This is a genomic window from Streptomyces flavalbus (assembly GCF_042674625.1).
In the GTDB taxonomy this organism is placed as follows: domain Bacteria; phylum Actinomycetota; class Actinomycetes; order Streptomycetales; family Streptomycetaceae; genus Streptomyces; species Streptomyces flavalbus.
This window is the reverse complement of sequence record NZ_JBHTEB010000001.1, coordinates 7,144,504-7,159,993: the sequence shown is the minus strand read 5'-3', so window position 1 is coordinate 7,159,993 and position 15,490 is coordinate 7,144,504. Positions and strand designations below refer to the sequence as shown.

The 15,490-nt window shown below is 72.8% G+C and carries 19 protein-coding genes and 1 pseudogene; 12 read left to right on the top strand and 8 right to left on the bottom strand.

Annotated features, from left to right (window positions below; all coding sequences use genetic code 11):
* Nucleotides 1-40 precede the first annotated feature (40 nt).
* Nucleotides 41-703 (bottom strand): TetR family transcriptional regulator, encoded by a 663-nt coding sequence (locus ACFQZ6_RS31960; protein ID WP_381616243.1) that lies wholly within the window; start codon nt 701-703, stop codon nt 41-43.
* Nucleotides 704-821: 118 nt separating this feature from the next.
* On the opposite strand from ACFQZ6_RS31960, the gene ACFQZ6_RS31955 reads away from it, so the two are divergent.
* Entirely contained in the window at nt 822-1,385 is a 564-nt protein-coding gene (locus ACFQZ6_RS31955) for an NAD(P)H-dependent oxidoreductase (protein ID WP_381616240.1), read from the top strand.
* 46 nt (nt 1,386-1,431) lie between these two features.
* On the opposite strand, the gene ACFQZ6_RS31950 is transcribed toward ACFQZ6_RS31955, so the two are convergent.
* The 3 genes and pseudogenes from ACFQZ6_RS31950 to ACFQZ6_RS31940 all read right to left on the bottom strand — a co-directional run bounded on the left by ACFQZ6_RS31950 (nt 1,432) and on the right by ACFQZ6_RS31940 (nt 3,790).
* Nucleotides 1,432-2,970, bottom strand: coding sequence for a hypothetical protein (locus ACFQZ6_RS31950; RefSeq protein WP_381616237.1), 1,539 nt, complete (start codon nt 2,968-2,970; stop codon nt 1,432-1,434).
* Nucleotides 2,971-3,002: 32 nt separating this feature from the next.
* A pseudogene (locus ACFQZ6_RS31945) lies at nt 3,003-3,350 on the bottom strand (caspase family protein); the annotation flags it as partial.
* Nucleotides 3,347-3,790, bottom strand: coding sequence for a hypothetical protein (locus tag ACFQZ6_RS31940; protein ID WP_381616234.1), 444 nt, complete (start codon nt 3,788-3,790; stop codon nt 3,347-3,349). The pseudogene ACFQZ6_RS31945 and the gene ACFQZ6_RS31940, both read right to left, overlap by 4 nt.
* Nucleotides 3,791-3,957: 167 nt before the next feature.
* Here ACFQZ6_RS31940 and ACFQZ6_RS31935 point away from each other — a divergent pair, with 167 nt between their 5' ends.
* Both ACFQZ6_RS31935 and ACFQZ6_RS31930 read left to right on the top strand, forming a co-directional pair.
* Nucleotides 3,958-4,842, top strand: a complete 885-nt coding sequence (locus tag ACFQZ6_RS31935; RefSeq protein ID WP_381616231.1) for a DUF6424 family protein — start codon at nt 3,958-3,960, stop codon at nt 4,840-4,842.
* A 19-nt stretch (nt 4,843-4,861) separates the two neighbouring features.
* The gene (locus ACFQZ6_RS31930; protein WP_381616228.1) at nt 4,862-5,989 is read left to right on the top strand and encodes a DUF2235 domain-containing protein; all 1,128 of its coding nucleotides are present in this window, start codon (nt 4,862-4,864) and stop codon (nt 5,987-5,989) included.
* A gap of 12 nt (nt 5,990-6,001) precedes the next feature.
* Here the strand turns inward: ACFQZ6_RS31930 and ACFQZ6_RS31925 are convergent, their stop codons facing one another.
* The 3 genes from ACFQZ6_RS31925 to ACFQZ6_RS31915 all read right to left on the bottom strand — a co-directional run bounded on the left by ACFQZ6_RS31925 (nt 6,002) and on the right by ACFQZ6_RS31915 (nt 7,995).
* The gene (locus tag ACFQZ6_RS31925) at nt 6,002-6,817 is read right to left on the bottom strand and encodes an SAM-dependent methyltransferase (protein ID WP_381616225.1); all 816 of its coding nucleotides are present in this window, start codon (nt 6,815-6,817) and stop codon (nt 6,002-6,004) included.
* A 63-nt stretch (nt 6,818-6,880) separates the two neighbouring features.
* Nucleotides 6,881-7,093 (bottom strand): DUF397 domain-containing protein, encoded by a 213-nt coding sequence (locus ACFQZ6_RS31920; protein WP_381618818.1) that lies wholly within the window; start codon nt 7,091-7,093, stop codon nt 6,881-6,883.
* A gap of 26 nt (nt 7,094-7,119) precedes the next feature.
* Nucleotides 7,120-7,995 (bottom strand): helix-turn-helix domain-containing protein, encoded by an 876-nt coding sequence (locus ACFQZ6_RS31915; RefSeq protein ID WP_381616222.1) that lies wholly within the window; start codon nt 7,993-7,995, stop codon nt 7,120-7,122.
* A 230-nt stretch (nt 7,996-8,225) separates the two neighbouring features.
* Here ACFQZ6_RS31915 and ACFQZ6_RS31910 point away from each other — a divergent pair, with 230 nt between their 5' ends.
* The 7 genes from ACFQZ6_RS31910 (at nt 8,226) to ACFQZ6_RS31880 (ending at nt 13,829) form a co-directional block, all read left to right on the top strand.
* On the top strand, nt 8,226-8,981 hold the full coding sequence (locus ACFQZ6_RS31910; protein ID WP_381616219.1) for an ATP-binding protein: 756 nt from the start codon (nt 8,226-8,228) through the stop codon (nt 8,979-8,981).
* A complete protein-coding gene (locus ACFQZ6_RS31905) occupies nt 8,959-9,390 on the top strand; it encodes a hypothetical protein (protein ID WP_381616216.1) in 432 nt (143 codons plus the stop codon). Before ACFQZ6_RS31910 ends, ACFQZ6_RS31905 begins: the two co-directional genes overlap by 23 nt.
* Before the next feature lie 75 nt (nt 9,391-9,465).
* A complete protein-coding gene (locus ACFQZ6_RS31900) occupies nt 9,466-9,894 on the top strand; it encodes a hypothetical protein (RefSeq protein WP_381616213.1) in 429 nt (142 codons plus the stop codon).
* A 187-nt stretch (nt 9,895-10,081) separates the two neighbouring features.
* Entirely contained in the window at nt 10,082-10,819 is a 738-nt protein-coding gene (locus tag ACFQZ6_RS31895) for a sulfotransferase family protein (RefSeq protein WP_381616210.1), read from the top strand.
* A 23-nt stretch (nt 10,820-10,842) separates the two neighbouring features.
* Complete coding sequence (locus ACFQZ6_RS31890) at nt 10,843-11,202, top strand: hypothetical protein (protein WP_381618815.1); 360 nt, start codon at nt 10,843-10,845, stop codon at nt 11,200-11,202.
* A gap of 189 nt (nt 11,203-11,391) precedes the next feature.
* Entirely contained in the window at nt 11,392-12,441 is a 1,050-nt protein-coding gene (locus ACFQZ6_RS31885; RefSeq protein ID WP_381618813.1) for an acyltransferase family protein, read from the top strand.
* 392 nt (nt 12,442-12,833) lie between these two features.
* Nucleotides 12,834-13,829: a PP2C family protein-serine/threonine phosphatase gene (locus tag ACFQZ6_RS31880; protein ID WP_381618812.1), complete on the top strand. Its 996-nt coding sequence runs from the start codon at nt 12,834-12,836 to the stop codon at nt 13,827-13,829.
* Nucleotides 13,830-13,868: 39 nt separating this feature from the next.
* Here the strand turns inward: ACFQZ6_RS31880 and ACFQZ6_RS31875 are convergent, their stop codons facing one another.
* Complete coding sequence (locus ACFQZ6_RS31875; protein WP_381616207.1) at nt 13,869-14,234, bottom strand: winged helix-turn-helix transcriptional regulator; 366 nt, start codon at nt 14,232-14,234, stop codon at nt 13,869-13,871.
* Between the two features lie 99 nt (nt 14,235-14,333).
* Between ACFQZ6_RS31875 and ACFQZ6_RS31870 the strand changes: the two genes are divergently transcribed.
* Complete coding sequence (locus ACFQZ6_RS31870) at nt 14,334-14,978, top strand: FMN-dependent NADH-azoreductase (RefSeq protein WP_381616204.1); 645 nt, start codon at nt 14,334-14,336, stop codon at nt 14,976-14,978.
* Nucleotides 14,979-15,036: 58 nt separating this feature from the next.
* Nucleotides 15,037-15,483 (top strand): type II toxin-antitoxin system PemK/MazF family toxin, encoded by a 447-nt coding sequence (locus ACFQZ6_RS31865; RefSeq protein ID WP_381616202.1) that lies wholly within the window; start codon nt 15,037-15,039, stop codon nt 15,481-15,483.
* The last annotated feature ends 7 nt before the right edge of the window (nt 15,484-15,490 follow it).

Here is a 15,490-nt window from a genome sequence, read left to right as displayed (position 1 = left end):
CCCGACGGGTGAATCTTGTACGAATCGGCAGGGCGGGCCGTCAGCCGGGCGGCCGGGGGGCCGTCAGGCGTGTGACCAGGTCCGTCCAGCCCGCCTCCAGGCGCTCCATGGGCATCCCGCACACCTTGGTCAGGTGGTGGATGGCGGCCGGGTCCAGGTAGCCGATCAGGGTCTGGGCGAGGACCTCGCAGTCGGCGTCGGGGACCGCCTCGCGCAGCAGCAGCAGGATGTGCCCGTAGAGCAGCCGCCACGACGGGGCGGTGTAGCGGCGGTCCGCGCTGCGCTCGGCGGCGAGGTGCAGCTCCAGCGCCTCGGCCGACCTGCGCAGGGCCGCCACGCCGAAGGCGTGCAGCCGCTCCACCGGCGGTGCGCCGGGGCCCAGCGGCGGCGGGCCGGAGAGGAACGCGGCCTGGAACTTCTGCTCGGAGTGGTCGAGCAGCGCGGTCAGCAGGCCGACCCGGTCGCCGAAGCGGCGGAAGACGGTCCCCTTGCCGACCTCGGCGGCGGCGGCCACGGCCTCCATCGTCACCCCGGCCGCGCCGTGTTCGGCGACCAGCCGGGCGGCGGCCTCCAGCAGGCGGGCGCGGTTGCGCGCGGCGTCGGCGCGCAGGCACTGCTCCTCGGCCGAGGTGCTGAGCTGGATCAACTCGGCGCTGTCCAGGGGCTCCTGGGGCGGCGGGAAGGGCGGCAGGGCGGCGCACATGAGGACAGGGTAAAGCACCGGGAAGAAACTGGACCGCGGTCCGGTTAGGGTGCTACAACATTGAAGCGGACCTCGGTCCGGTTCTAACGGTAGTCGTGTCTCAGCCCTGGGAGTTCCCATGTCCGTACAGATCCTCGCCCTCGTCGGAAGCCTGCGCTCCGGTTCGCACAACCGCCAGCTCGCCGAGGCGGCCGTCAAGCTCGCCCCCGAGGGCGCGGAGGTGCGGCTCTACGAGGGCCTGGCCGACGTTCCCTTCTACAACGAGGACATCGACGTCGAGGGCTCCGTCCCGGCCGCCGCCGCCCGGCTGCGGGAGGCCGCGGGCGCCGCGGACGCCGTGCTGCTGTTCACGCCCGAGTACAACGGCACCATCCCGGCCGTCCTGAAGAACGCCATCGACTGGCTGTCCCGCCCGTACGGCGCCGGGGCGCTGACCGCCAAGCCGGTCGCCGTGGTCGGTACCGCCTTCGGCCAGTACGGCGGTGTCTGGGCGCAGGACGAGGCCCGCAAGGCGGTCGGCATCGCGGGCGGCAAGGTCCTGGAGGACGTGAAGCTGTCCATCCCCGGCTCCGTCACCCGCTTCGCCGAGACCCACCCGGCCGACGACGCCGAGGTGGCCGCTCAGCTCGCCGACGTCGTGGCCCGGCTGCACGGCCACGCGGGCACGCAGGCCGCCGCCTGACGGTCACGGACCCTGGCCTGACCCCGCCGCCCCTGGTGCGGCGGGGTCAGGCCATGTTGCTGAGGACGAGGTAGCCGACGGACAGCAGCAGGGCCAGCACCGCGACCGGCACCGCGAGCAGGGCCGTCGTCCACACCAGCGCCCTGGTGGTGTGCTCCGCCGAGCGCGGGTAGCGGCCGGGGCGGGTGCGCAGCTCGTACCGGGCCAGCGCGCGCAGCGCGAGCGCCGCGACGGACGTCACCAGGGCGACGACCATCGGGGCCACCAGTCCGGCGTCGGCGGCGTGCACCGTGACGGCGTCGAGCGTGCCGTCGGCGCTCAGGTTCCGCCCGACCTCCGCCGCCGCCACGGCGGTCCGCACGAGCAGGAACACCGACGTGACGGCCAGGGCGAGGGCCGCGGCGGCCAGCACCGGGGCCCGGCGGGCTCCGGCGGGGACGCGGGGCGTGGGTGGTGTGGGCGCAGGGCCTGGGACAGGGCGGGGCGGTGGCTTCGGCGAGGGCTGGGGTGGTGGCTTCGGCGGGGGCTGGGGTGGTGGCTTCGGTGTGGGGTCTGGTCGGGGTGGTGGCGGGGGTTTCGGCGTGGGTGCGGGCCGGGGCGGCGGCGGTTTGGGTGGCGGCGGGGGCACGTCCAGGGGCCTGGTGGGGTCGGCGTCCCTCGGTGGGGGCGGTGGTGACCGGTGGTGCGCCTCCGGCTGGTCCTTGCTCCTCACCTCCGCCGTCACATGCACCACCGCCTCCCCCACCGCCCCCTTCAGCACCACGTCCCCGCTCAGCCGCCCCGGCGTCGCCGTCGTGACGCGTACGTCGAGGCCGTCGTCGGTCGGGGTGGCCCGGAGCCAGTCGGCCTTGGGGTGGGGCACGCAGGAGCGGGCGAGGGGCGGTCCGAGCAGCCGTACCGTCTGCCGGGGCGCGGGCGCGCCCTGGGGTACGGCGCCGAAGTCCAGGCGTACCGGGTGCGGGTTGATGGCGACCTCGTCCAGCGCCCGCTGGGCCTCGTCCGCGATGAACCGGATGTCGTTGCGGACCATCTCCGCCAGCGCCTCCCGCGCCCCCGCGGCGATCGGCAGGTCCCGGTTCTCCATCCGGGCGCGCAGTTCCGCGATCGCCCCGCGCCGGGTGTAGAGGTCGGGGCTGCGCATGGCGGCCCGTACGTCCTCGGGGACCGGCGCCGGGGTGATCCGGCGGCGGTGGCTGCGGGCCAGGTACATGTCGCCCTGCATGTCGACCGTGCGGCTCGGGGTCTGGTTCGGGTTCTGCTGCCGCACGTGGTCGAAGACGTACTCGTACAGCTCGTCCAGGGCGACCAGGCCGTCCTGGTCGAGGTCCGCCTCGCCGGTGGCCAGGCCCTGCACCACGGCGTGGGTGAAGAGCGAGGGCCGGGGGCGGGGCGCGGAGCCCTCGGCGAGGTCGGAGCCCTCGAAGGCGTACTCCATGGAGTTGGAGGCGGTGATGACCGCCCAGCCCCGCCCGCCACCCAGGTTCTCCCCGGCGAAGGAGTCCAGGACGTGCGCGTCGGCGGCGGCCCGTACGGACGTCGGCCCCTGGGAGAAGGCGCCGCCGTAGCAGCAGTCGAGGAACAGCACGATGCTGCGGACCGGGTCGCGGCCATCCGGCGGCGTACGAAGTCGGCGGCGACGGCCGTGGAGGCGAGGCGGCGCGGCAGGGTGTTGCGGGCGGCGAAGTACAGCTCCCCGGACTCGCTCTTCAGGCCGTGGCAGGAGAAGTGCAGGACGAGGGTGTCGGCGGGGCGGCGGTCGGCGAAGAAGTCGTCGATGCGCAGGGAGATGACGTGCGCGGGTTCGTTGCGCATCACGTCGACCCGGAAGCCGCCGATGTCGGCGTCGCCGAGCACCCCGGCGAGGGCGACGGCGTCGTGGGCTGGCGCCTTGAGCTTCTTGAGGCCCTTGTCGTCGTAGCTGTCGTTGGCGATGATCAGCGCGTCCCTGGCCCCGCCCGTGGTCACGCGCCCACCGCCGAGTGCCGCTTGACGAACAGGTCGAGCGCCTCCGCCACCTGCTCGTCCGTCGCCTCGGAGATCTCCAGCACGTCGTCGCCGAGGGCCAGCCGCAGCGCCGGGCGGGTCTCGTCCCGGTTGCGGCCCAGCCACTGCCGTACGACGGTGGCGACCTGTCCGAGGCCGGTGGCGGCGGTGCCCAGGCTCACCAGCAGGGCGCCGACCGCGGCGACGTCGACGGCGCGGGTGCCGGGCGGCGGCTCGGCGGCGGGGACGGCCGTCACGTCGTCCACGTCGAGCCGGAGCAGTTCCTCGCGGAGGTAGCCGGTCAGCCGCGCCACGTGGTCGGGTTCCGCCCCTTCCTCGGAAAGGACGATCCGCAGTTCTCTCTCCACCGGTTCAGCCCCTTCGTAGCTGCTCGTCGGGGCGGCGCGGAGTCGTCGGAGCACCGGTGGCTCCACGTCATTGCTTACAGTGTCGGTCGCCCGGCACGGGTCGGCAAACCAGCGGTGTGTTCTGTCTTTGATGGTTCAACCGCTGCTGCTGACTAGCCGTCGGCCCGCCCGCGGGACCACCATGGGACCAGGGGTCCTCGGGGTAGCAGGAGGAGGCGGCCATGGCCGAAACCGTTCCCACGCGGACGTCCCGGACTCCGCCCGACCTCCGGCCCGGCGGGGTCCACGGCGGCGACCATCCCTGGCGGATACGGCTCGTCAAGCACCCCAAGCGGTTCGAGTCCTCGCACTTCCGCGCCGCGAAGAAGGCCGCGAAGAAGATCCTCGCCGAGACCGGCGACGACCACCTCCCCTACGGCCCGCCGCCCGGCGCCGACGAGCACTGGGAGATGCACCACGGCGGCAGCCTCTGGGTCAAGGGCACCGGCGGCTGGCAGTTGTACCGGGCCCGGGTCGGCATCGAGTGGAGTATGCAGTTCTGCGCCGACCCCGTGAAGGTGGACCGGCTGCGCCGGGAGGCCGCCGAACTCGTCGACGCCTTCCCGCGCACCCTGCCCGCGCTCGCCGCGCTCGGCTACGAGGAGGCCGAGGAGCTGCTGCGCACCCCGGTCACCGACGCCGACGGGGTGGAGGCGTGGACCGACGGCCTCTTCAACTCCTGTGTGCCGCTGAGCCGCTCCAACCACCAGGGCATCCTGCCCAAGGTGCCCGGCGAGCACCACTACCCCTGGCCCGTCAAGGGCGCGGACTACTTCCGCTACGAGGACTTCCGACTGTGGGTGACCCTGCCCGACGGCACCCACGGCGCGGTGGCCCCGGTGGGCCGCCGCGGCTCCGGCGACGGACACGTCCGGCTGCTGCACGTGCCGGAGGGCAGCGCGGCGGCGGACACCGTGGCCGAGGCCCAAGAACTGCGGATGATGGCGGTACTGCCGCCCAACAGCCCCGTGGCGCTCCAGGCGTTCGCGGAGCAGATCGCACCCGGCAGCCGTACCGCCTCCGGCCCGCTCACGGCCGATGCCGCGGTGCCGCCGCCACCCACCTGACCGACAGCGGAGGCGGCACATGCCGCGCACCCTCGTGATCTGCCTCGACGGCACCGGCAACCAGGTCGGCGCCCACCACCCCACCAACGTCGTCCGGCTCTACGAGATGCTGGAGACCGACGACCCCACCCGGCAACTGCTGTACTACGACCCCGGCGTGGGCACCATGGCCTCCGCCAACGCCTACGGGCCGCTCACCCGCAGACTCTCCCGGATCGGCGGCCTGGCGTTCGGCAGCGGTCTGAGGACCAACCTCGCCGAGGCGTACACCTATCTGATGCGGAACTGGGAACCGGGCGACGCGGTGTACGTCTTCGGCTTCAGCCGGGGCGCCTACACGGCCCGCGCGCTCGTCGGGATGCTCAACAAGCCGGGGCTGATGCGCCCCGGGTCGGAGAACCTGGTGCCGTACGCGGTGGCGAAGTACGCCTTCAACCAGGACCTCGGCAAGAGCCAGCAGGAGGTCGCCCGGTTCTCGCGGGCGTTCTGCCGGGTGACCGAGGACGAGCCGCTGTGGCCGGTGGTCAAGCGCAACAACCCGCGGCAGGTGTCGCGTTACGCGCTGCCGGTGGCCTATCTCGGGGTCTGGGACACCGTGAAGGCGGCCGGGGTGCTGCGGCTGGGCAACCTGCGCTGGCCGTACACGCGGATGCTGCCGAACGCGGCCCGCATCCGGCACGCGGTCTCCCTCGACGAGCGGCGCCGCCCGTACCGGGAGTACCTGGTCACGCCGCGGGAGGGGGAACTGCGGGACACCGTGGAGGAGGTGTGGTTCGCGGGCGTGCACTGCGACGTCGGCGGCACCTTCGCCCACGAGCGGGGCGAGCCGCTGCTGTCGACCGTCTCCCTGAAGTGGGTCACCGACGCGGTCCTGGACGACCTCCACTTCCGGCCCGGCGCCTACGCCGAAGCCTGCGCCGTCACCGAGGAGTTCGCGCACGCGCCCGTGCACGACAACGGCCCGCTGTGGGTCCTCGCGGGCCGCCGCTCCCGGCCGCTGCCGCCGGACGCCCGCTGCCACGCCTCCGTACGGCTGCGGCGGGAGCGGGACGCCGGGTACCGCCGGGGCGCGCTGCCCGACCCGGCGGACGCGGCCCGGTGGGCCGACCCCGACTGGACCAAGCCGCAGCCGCCGCCCGGCGGTTGAGGCACCCTCGTCCTACGGCTTGCGGGCGACCGCGCCGTACATGGCGATGTCCTCGTCCCGGATGCCCTGCTCGCCGGTGCCGTCCGGATGCCACTTGTGGACCTGGACGATGCCGGGGTCGACCAGGTCCAGGCCCTCGAAGAACTCCGCGGCCTCCGGGAGGGTGCGCAGCCGCATCGGCATGTTGCGGGCGGCGTACTCGCGGGCGACCCGGCCCACCTCCTCCGGCGCGAACTCGGCGGTGCCGATGGACATCGCCAGGTAGCTGCCGGACGGCAGCGGCTGGAGGAGGCGGCGGACGATGCCCACCGCGTCGTCCTCGTCCAGCATGAAGTGCACGATCGCGATCACCGTGAGCCCGACCGGGCGGCCGAGGTCGAGGGTCTCGCGGAACTCCGGCGAGCCGAGGATGGCGTCCGGGTCCCGGAAGTCGGCCTCGATGTACGCCGTCCTGCCCTCGGGCGCGCTGGCCAGCAGCCCCTGCGAGAGGGTGAGCACGATGGGGTCGTTGTCGACGTAGACCACCCGGGACTCCGGGGCGACCCGCTGGGCGATCTCGTGCAGGTTGGGCGAGGTGGGGATACCGGTGCCGATGTCGAGGAACTGCCGTATCCCCGCCTCCTCGGCCAGATAGCGCACCGCGCGGTTCATGAAGTCCCGGTTGGCGCGCATGTGGATCGGCAGGGCGGGCCACTCACGCGCCATGGCGTCGCCCGCCTCCTTGTCGGCGGGGTAGTAGTCCTTGCCGCCGAGGATGTAGTCGTAGATCCGCGCCGAGTGCGCGCTCTCGGTGTCGATGCGGTCGGCAGGCCATCCGTTCTCGGGCAACGCCGCCCCTCCCCTTCAGTCGGTCACGCTCGTGGACACTCGGTCAGTTAACAGACACACACATCAGAGCAGGAAGTCGGCGTCGCCCGCCTTCACCCCCGTCAGGAACCTGGTCATCTCGTGCGGGGTGAACACCAGCGCGGGGCCCTCCGGATCGGTCGACTGACGGACCGCCACCCGGCCGTCGGCGAGCTTCTTCACTTCCACGCAGGCGCCGCCCGCGTCGTCGCTCCACGGCCTGGTCCAGCCGAGCGCGCCGAGTTCCCGGGACGGCATTCCGTTGCGTATGGGGTGGGGCACGGTCACAGCTCCTTGCGAATCGCGCCGAGGAGTTCCTCGGTCTTCCTGGCGGGCGTCGCCTGGGCGCCCAGCCGGTCCAGGGCCTCGCGGTAGACCACGACGTCGTCGGCCTTGTCCAGGTAGACCGCGCCCACCAGGCCGTTGAGGTAGACGATGTCGGGCAGTTCGGGGGCCCGGAACCGGAACAGGTGGTACGCCCCCGCGCGCATCGCGGGGTGCGGGCCGTTGGCGAACGGCATGATCTGCAAGGTCACGTGCGGCAGGGTGTTGACCTCGATGAGGTGGTCAATCTGGGCGCGCATCACCTCGGCGCCGCCGACCGGCCAGCGCAGCACCGTCTCGTCCATCACCACCCACAGCCGGGGAGGCGACGCGCGGGCCAGCAGTTCCTGGCGGCGCATCCGCAGCGCGACCCGGCGTTCGGTGGCCTCCGCCGGGGCGTGCGGGTTGCCCGCGCCGAGCAGGGCGCGGGCGTAGCTCTCGGTCTGGAGCAGGCCGTGCACGAACTGGTTCTCGTAGGCGCGGATCTGCAACGCGGCCTGTTCCAGGCTGAGGTAGGCGGCGAACCAGTCCGGCATGACGTCGCGGTAGGTGTGCCACCAGCCGCGTTTGTTGGCCTCCCGGACGGACTTCAGGAAGGTGTCGATCTCCTGCTGGTCGCGCACCCCGTAGATCTGGATCAGCTTCTCGACGTCGGCGAGGCGCAGCCGGGCGACCTTGGCGGACTCCATCCGGCGGATCGTGGAGTGGCTGACCCCGATCGCCGCGCCCGCCTGCTCGTACGTCAGTCCGGCCCGGGTGCGCAGTTCCTCCAACTGTCTGCCGAGGATCATGCGCAGGACGGAAGGGGCGCCGCCCCAGTCGGTCTCCGCGGTCACGCCTTACCCCTTTTGCCCGAGCTTCCGCCAGATCGTTTTCGGCAGGTCTTTCCCGCAGATCGTTTCCGTTCGAAGGATGCACTTGGCCAGTTGCAAATTTCAACTCGCCAGTTGCGACGTGATGTTGGCAGGTGCCACAGTAGGCGTACCGACTCGGTCGCCGCATCGGCAGACACCGCAGCCTGGTAGGGGGGAGGGGCTGTGCGCGAGCACACGAAAGGCATACGGCAATGGCTCCGCCCTCTCCCTCCCGGCCACCGGCTCGACTGCCCGGGGACCCGGACCGGTTATCCAGCCCCTCCCCCCTGCCGGATCTCCCCGACCGGCCACCCGGAGGCGAGCGCCACGGTCGACTCCCCGGGCCCCTGGGCCCCGACCGGCTCGCCTCCGGGCCTCCACCGCCCGAGCGGACACAGACCTACGTCCTGCCGGGGATCCCGGAGTCGGCGGGTCTGGCCCGCCGACAGCTACGCGCCCTGCTGACCGCGTGGCACGTCGACGAGGAGTCGCGCGACAACGCCGTACTCGTCGTCGCGGAACTCGTCGGCAACGCCGTCACCCACTCGGCGAGCGAACGGATCATGTACCGGGCGCACCTCACCGCCACGGGCGTGCTCCGTATCGAGGTGGAGGACCAGAACCGCGGCGGCGGCGACCCGCGCCCCCGCCACTCCGGCCCCGACGACCAGAGCGGACGCGGCCTGTTCCTGGTCGAGGCGCTCAGCACCGCCTGGGGCGTCACCGGCCCCGCACACCGCCCCGGCCGCACGGTCTGGGCCGAACTGCCGCCCGGACCGCCTGAACCGGCGTCCGGACCGCCTGAATCGGCGCCCGGGCCGCCTGAACCACCGCCCCACTCCCCCGCACCGCCGCCCGGACCCGCGCCCCAACCCCCCGCACCCCCCGTCGGCGGCCCCCCGACCGCACGGCCCACCCCCCACTCGGCCGAAGGACTCGACCCCCATGGACCGAACGCACAGCCCTGACCTGTCCTGCCCCCGCCCCGCGCGCCCCCACACCGGCCGCGCCCTGCGCATCCCCGACCAACTGCCCACCAGCCTCGGCTACGACGCCGTCGGCACCCCGCGGGAGCACGGTGAGCGCATCCTGGCCTGTCTGCCCCGCGTCGGCTGTGTCTTCGCCGACGACCAGCGCTGGTGGTGGATCGTCCCGGCCGGGTCCCACCTCGGGGTCGACTGGCCCCCGAGCGTCCGCTACGCCGTCGGCGCCCGGCTGTCCGACCCGTCCTGGACGCCCACCCGGCCCCGTCCCGTCCCGCACCTGATCCACAGCCCCGACGCGGGCTCCCCGTACACGCCGCCGATACCGCTGTACTTCCTGGCCTGCCGACTCACGGGCAGCGCACCGCGCTGGTCCCTGACCTTCCCCAACTGACGCACGGCCGCGGCTCCCGTTTCCCGGCCCTTCCCTTAGGCTGTGCAACCGTTCTTCCGATGAGGAGCTGGAGCAGTGGCCAGTCGCGAGCGCGGTGACGACGACGGCGGCGCCTCGGACGAGGTGTGGCGCCGCTTCGCCGAGGACTGCCGACGGTCCCCCGCCGCCGGGGCGCCCCGCGAGCCGTCCGCGCGGGAGCGGGCCGCGGGCGCCCGGGTGGAGGCACCGGGGCCGGTGGACGCCGTAGGAGAGCTGTGGCAGCCCGACGACGCCCGGGACGCCCCGGCCTGGCGGGAACTGGACGGACCCGGCCGCCGTCGGCTGGTCTGCCGGGCGCTCGGCGCCGCCGCCGCGGTGGTGCTGTTCCTGCTCGTGGCGTCCGGCGGCCCCGGCAGCGAGCGGGAGAAGTACGAGACGCCGGGCGGTTCCCTGGTCCAGCAGTCGGAGGACGCTCCCACCGAACGCCCCACCACCGCCGAGGAGCCTGGCGCCGACGCCGACTGACAACACAGGAAAAGGCAGTATCGTCAGGTGGGCCCGGGGGCGCGAGGGGGCACGAGGGGGGCACGAGGGGGATCGACGTCGTACGCGGTGAGGCAGAGAGGCAGTAGCCATGACCCGGACCGGCACGGAACTCCGTCGAGTGGCCCGCGGGGTCAGACGACGCATACGGAAGCTGGCGGAGCCCCCGGTGCCGCAGTCCGCCCACCGGCTGGTGCCCGAACCGGTGTTCATCATCTCCTCCGTGCGCTCCGGCTCCACGCTGCTGCGGGTCCTGCTCAACAGCCACCCCGAGATCCGCGCCCCGCACGAGATGCACCTGCGCACCCTCACGGTCGACCTCAGCAAGCCGTACTCCAAGAAGGCCATGGCCGAACTCGGCCTGGACCAGCGTGAGTTGGAGTACCTCCTGTGGGACCGCGTGCTGCACCGGGAGCTGGTGCGCAGCGGCAAGCGGATCATCGTGGACAAGACGCCCGGCAACGCCGGGGTGTGGGAGCGGCTGCACGAGGCGTGGCCGAAGGCGCGGTACGTCTTCCTGCTGCGGCACCCGGCGTCCATGGTCAGCTCGCTGATCAACAACCGTCCGGACCGGGAGCTGACGGCGACGGTCAAGGAGGTCCGCGGCTATGTCGAGGCCGTCGAGGCGGCCCGCGCCGCGCTGCCCGGACTCACCGTCCGCTACGAGACCCTCACGGAGCGGCCCGAGGACGTGACGCGCGAGATCTGCGCCTTCCTCGGCGTGGAGTGGACGCCGCGGATGCTGGACTACCGCAAGGTCGACCACGGCCCGTTCGTGCCGTTCATCGGTGACTGGAGCGAGAACATCAAGTCCGGGAAGATCCAGCGGGCCCGGGCGCTGCCCGCCCCCGAGGACGTCCCGGCGCCGCTGCGCGAGATCACCCGCGCCTGGGGATACCCGAGTTGACCGCGCGGGGCGACCGCCGGGGGGTGCACTGCCGCTGCAGTTGCCCCGGCGCCACGGTGTGGGTGACGGGTGACCCCGCGGCCGACCGGCTGGCCGCCGCGTACGCGCTGGCGGAGCGGCTGCACGGGGAGGGACGGCGGGTGGAGGTGCTCGACCGGTTCGACGAGCTGTGCACCGACGCCCGCCGGGTCGGGCTGATCGCGGAGGTGCTGGCCCGCAACGGCGTGGTGGCCGTGGTGCCCTGCGCGCCCCGGGCCATGGCCGTCGTACGCGCCCGGCACCAGGCCAGCGACACCCGGTACCTGGAGGTCTGCGTGAACGGGCGAATGAGCCCCGAGGAGTCGGTACTCGCCATACACGGGCAGCTCACCGGCGGTCACTGAGGGCCCGCGCGCACGCTGTGGCCTGCCAGGTTTACTCGTGGGAAGGCCGTGGCTAGGGTGACCCGGTGTTCGCCCGCCGGTCACTCACACAACTCCAGTAAGAGGTGTTCTGTTCTGTCTGGGTTCCCGCACGAAGGAATCGTGAGCGAGACTCTGCCACGCGACCCCGCGCAGGCACCGCCGCCACCGGTGGCCTCCGACAGACCCGCCGACCGGGCGGCCCGGGACTCGGGCACGGGACGGGACGCGTTCTTCGACAACGCCAAGTACCTCGCGATCGTGCTGGTCGCGATGGGGCACGCCTGGGAGCCGCTGCGCGGCGGGAGCCGCACCGTCACCGCGCTCTACATGCTGGTGTACGCCTTCCACATGCCCGCCTTCATCGTCATCTCGGGCTACTTCTCCCGCAGCTTCGACGCGGCGCCGGGTCGGGTGAAGCGGCTGCTGACCGGCGTCGTGGTGCCGTACGTCGTCTTCGAGGTGGCGTACAGCCTGTTCACCCGGTGGACGGACGACGATCCGAACCGTCCGATCAGCCTGCTGGACCCGCTGTACCTGACCTGGTTCCTGGTGGCGTTGTTCATCTGGCGGCTGACCACCCCGGTGTGGAAGCTCCTCCGCTGGCCGCTGCCGGTCGCCCTGGGCATCGCGATGCTGGCGACCCTGTCGCCGGACATCGGCAAGGACCTCGACCTCCAGCGGGCGCTGCAGTTCCTGCCGTACTTCGTGCTGGGGCTGCTGCTGAGGCCGGAGCACTTCCAGGTGCTGCGGCGCCGGGCCGTGCGGATGCTGGCGGTGCCGGTGTTCTGCTGCGCCGCCCTCACCGCGTACTGGGCGGTGCCGCGGATGGACTACGCCTGGTTCTTCCACCGCTCCAGCGCCGAGGAGTTCGGCGTGCCGCCCTGGTACGGGCCGGTGATGACGCTGGCCGTCTTCGGCTGCTCGACGGTCCTCGCCGCCTGCTTCCTCGCCCTCGTGCCGCGCCGCCGCACCTGGTTCACCGCGCTGGGCGCGGGCACCCTGTACGGCTATCTGCTGCACGGCTTCTTCGTCCAGGCCGCCAACCACTGGAACTGGGCCGACCACGCCTGGTTCCACCGGCCGCTGGGTGAGATCACCGTCACCCTGGTCGCCGGGGCGGGAGTGACGCTGCTGTGCTCGCCGCCGGTGCGCACCGTCTTCCGGTGCGTGGTGGAGCCGAGGATGGAGTGGGCCTTCCGGCGCGAGCAGCGGGCCTGAGCCGGGCGTCGCGGCCCGCGGGAGGGGTGGGCAGCCACGCCGTCGATGGCCGTATCCAAAGATCGGATCGGACGGGGCGTTCCCACCGGGCCGCGCGGCCGCAGGGTGGCGGTGACGTCTCCGCGCCTGGCGGGGACGCCCGCGTCCGCCCGTGAAGGGAACCACCCACGTCCGCACCGCGCAGCGCCACCGCGCCCCGTGACGTCCGTCCGGCCCTCAAGAGCGGCGCCGTCTGCGACGATGGACGCAGCTCCGTCGGGAGCGTGCGACGGGTTGAGGCGTCGGTGGCCGCCTCCCCAGGTCGCGGGGAGCGCGGAACGGCCACCGCCGCTGGAGGGGACGTGTCGGAACGGAACGGCCGGATCGCCGTGCTGTCCGCCTTGCCGCTCGCCATGATGGCGCTGGTGTCGCTGGTGGACGTCGCCATCGGGCCGTCGGTGGGGCTGCTGCCGCTGCTGTCGCTGGGGCCCGCCTTCGCCCCGCTGGTCGGCGGCTGGCGGCGGACCGCGGCGATCGGGGTGGCGGCGATGCTGCTCACCGTCGGCCTGGGGCTGTACGACGGTCTGCTCGGCGGGGCGCGCGGCGCCGTGAGCGTGCTGTCCGTGCTCGGGGTGACCGCGGCGGGCCTGGTCGCGGTGGCGATGCGGCAGCGGCGGGAGGCGGAGCTGGCCAGTGTGCGGTCGATAGCCGAGGCCGCGCAGCGGGTGCTGCTCAAGCCGGTGCCGCGGCTGGCGGGGCAGTTGCGGGCCGCCGTCTCGTACACGTCGGCGGTGGCCGAGGCCCGGATCGGCGGTGACCTGTACGAGGTGGTCGCGGCGCCGCAGGGGGTGCGGGTGGTCGTGGGCGATGTGCAGGGCAAGGGCCTGGAGGCGGTGGAGACGGCGGCCGTCGTCCTCGGCGCGTTCCGCGAGGCCGCCCTGGACGAGCCGGATCTGACGCGGGTGGGGCGTCGGCTGTCGCGGTCCGTGGACCGGCAGTTGGAGGGCGAGAAGTTCGTCACCGCGATCCTCGCCGAGGTGACCGACCATGAGGTCACGTTCCTCAACTACGGCCATCCGGCGCCGTTGCTGATCCGCGCCGACGGCTCCTCCACGCTGCCGGAGCCCGACGTGTACGCGCTGCCGCTGGGGCTGGGCGCGCACGGCGCGTCCGAACCGCTGCCGTACCGGGCCGACTTCCGTCCCGGGGACCAACTGCTGCTGTACACCGACGGGATCACGGAGGCCAGGGACGGCGACGGGCGCTTCTACCCGCTGGCGGAGCGGGCTCATCTGCTCAAGGAGCACGACCCGGAGTCCGCCCTGGACACCTTACGGCGGGACCTGCTCCAGCACGTCGGGGGTCCGCTCCAGGACGACGCGGCGATGCTGCTGCTGCGCTACCGCTGAGGGGCCCAGGTCCCCTCTTACTCCCGGCTCACTTCCGGCCTACTTCCGGTTGACACACGGCCCCGTGTCCGGCAGGTGCTCCTCCGCCCACCTGCCCAGCTCCAGGATGGCGGGCTTCAGGGCCGCCCCCGACTCCGTGAGCGCGTAGCTCACCCGCAGCGGCGGGCCCTCGTCCACCTCGCGGTCGACGAGGCGGAGGGCACCGAGTTCCGTGAGGCGGTCGGAGAGCATCCGCTCGCTGATGCCGGGAATCGCCCTGCGCAGGTCCGCGAAGTGCGCGGGCTGCTCCATCAGAACGGCCATGATCGGGCCGGTCCAGCGCTTCCCGAGCAGGTGGAAGACCCGGGTGATGGCGTCGTCCACCTTCTTGCAGGCACCTGCGGAGTGGCTCTGGTCGACCGGCATGGCCCCAGCATACTCGTCTCCATGAGATGAAAAAAAGTAAGTGACTGTGTAATCTGAAGTCACAAGCGAAACTTCACTTGCTTTCGTCTGGAGACACGCATGACCACGCTGCTGCACATCGACTCGTCCGTCTTCCAGGGCGAGGCATCCGCCTCCCGGGCCGTCGCGGAGACCTTCCGCAGGACCTGGCAGGAGCAGCACCCCGACGGCACGGTGATCTACCGCGACCTCGCCAAGGAGCCGGTGCCGCACCTCACCGCCGAGGCGCACACCGCGGGCTTCGTCGATCCGGCCACCCACACGCCCGAGCAGGCCGCGGCCTTCGGCAGGCGGCTGGAGCTGATCAGGGAGCTGGAGGAGGCCGACGCCGTGCTGATCGGCGCGCCGATGTACAACTACACGATCCCCTCGACCCTCAAGGCATGGCTGGACAACGTGGTCCTCTTCGGCCGTACCGCGGGCGAGGCCCCGTCCGCCAAGGGCACCCCCGTCACCGTCGTCGCCAGCCGCGGCGGCTCCTACGGCCCCGGCACCCCGAAGGAGGGCAACGACTACGTGCGGAACTACCTCCACGTGATCCTGGCGGACGCGATGGCCATGGAGGTCGAGTTCATCGTCCCGGAACTCACCATGGCGCCGCACAACCCGGCGATGTCCGAGCTGGTCCCGCTGTACGAGTCCTCCCGGGAGCGCGCCCACCAGCACGCGGTCAGCAGGGCCCGGCAACTCGCCCACCAGGGCTGAGCGGCGGGGCGACCGGGCCCCTGTCCCCGCGGCGGCGCGACCCCCTACGGTGATCACCGTGACTGCGCTGACCGATGAGAACGCCCCCGGCCGCCACGGCCCCACCGCGACCACCGAGGCCGACCCCCGCGAGGTGGGCCGGGTGCGCACCGAGTACGCACCCGCCTACGACGGTGACCCGGACCCCGGCGAGATCGTCTGGACCTGGGTGCCGTACGAGGAGAACGACGGGCGCGGCAAGGACCGCCCGGTGCTGGTGGTGGCCCGGGAGGCGGCGGGCACACTGCTCGCCGTCCAGCTCTCCAGCAGGCGGCACGACGGGGAGCGGGACTGGGTGCCGATCGGCAGCGGACCGTGGGACCGGTCGGGCCGGGACTCCTGGGTCGGCGTGGACCGTGTGCTGCGCCTGCACGAACAGGGGATGCGGCGGGAGGCCTGCGCCCTGGACCGGATGCGCTTCAACTCCGTACGCCACCGGCTGCGGGAGCGCTACGGCTGGAGCTGACGCCGTA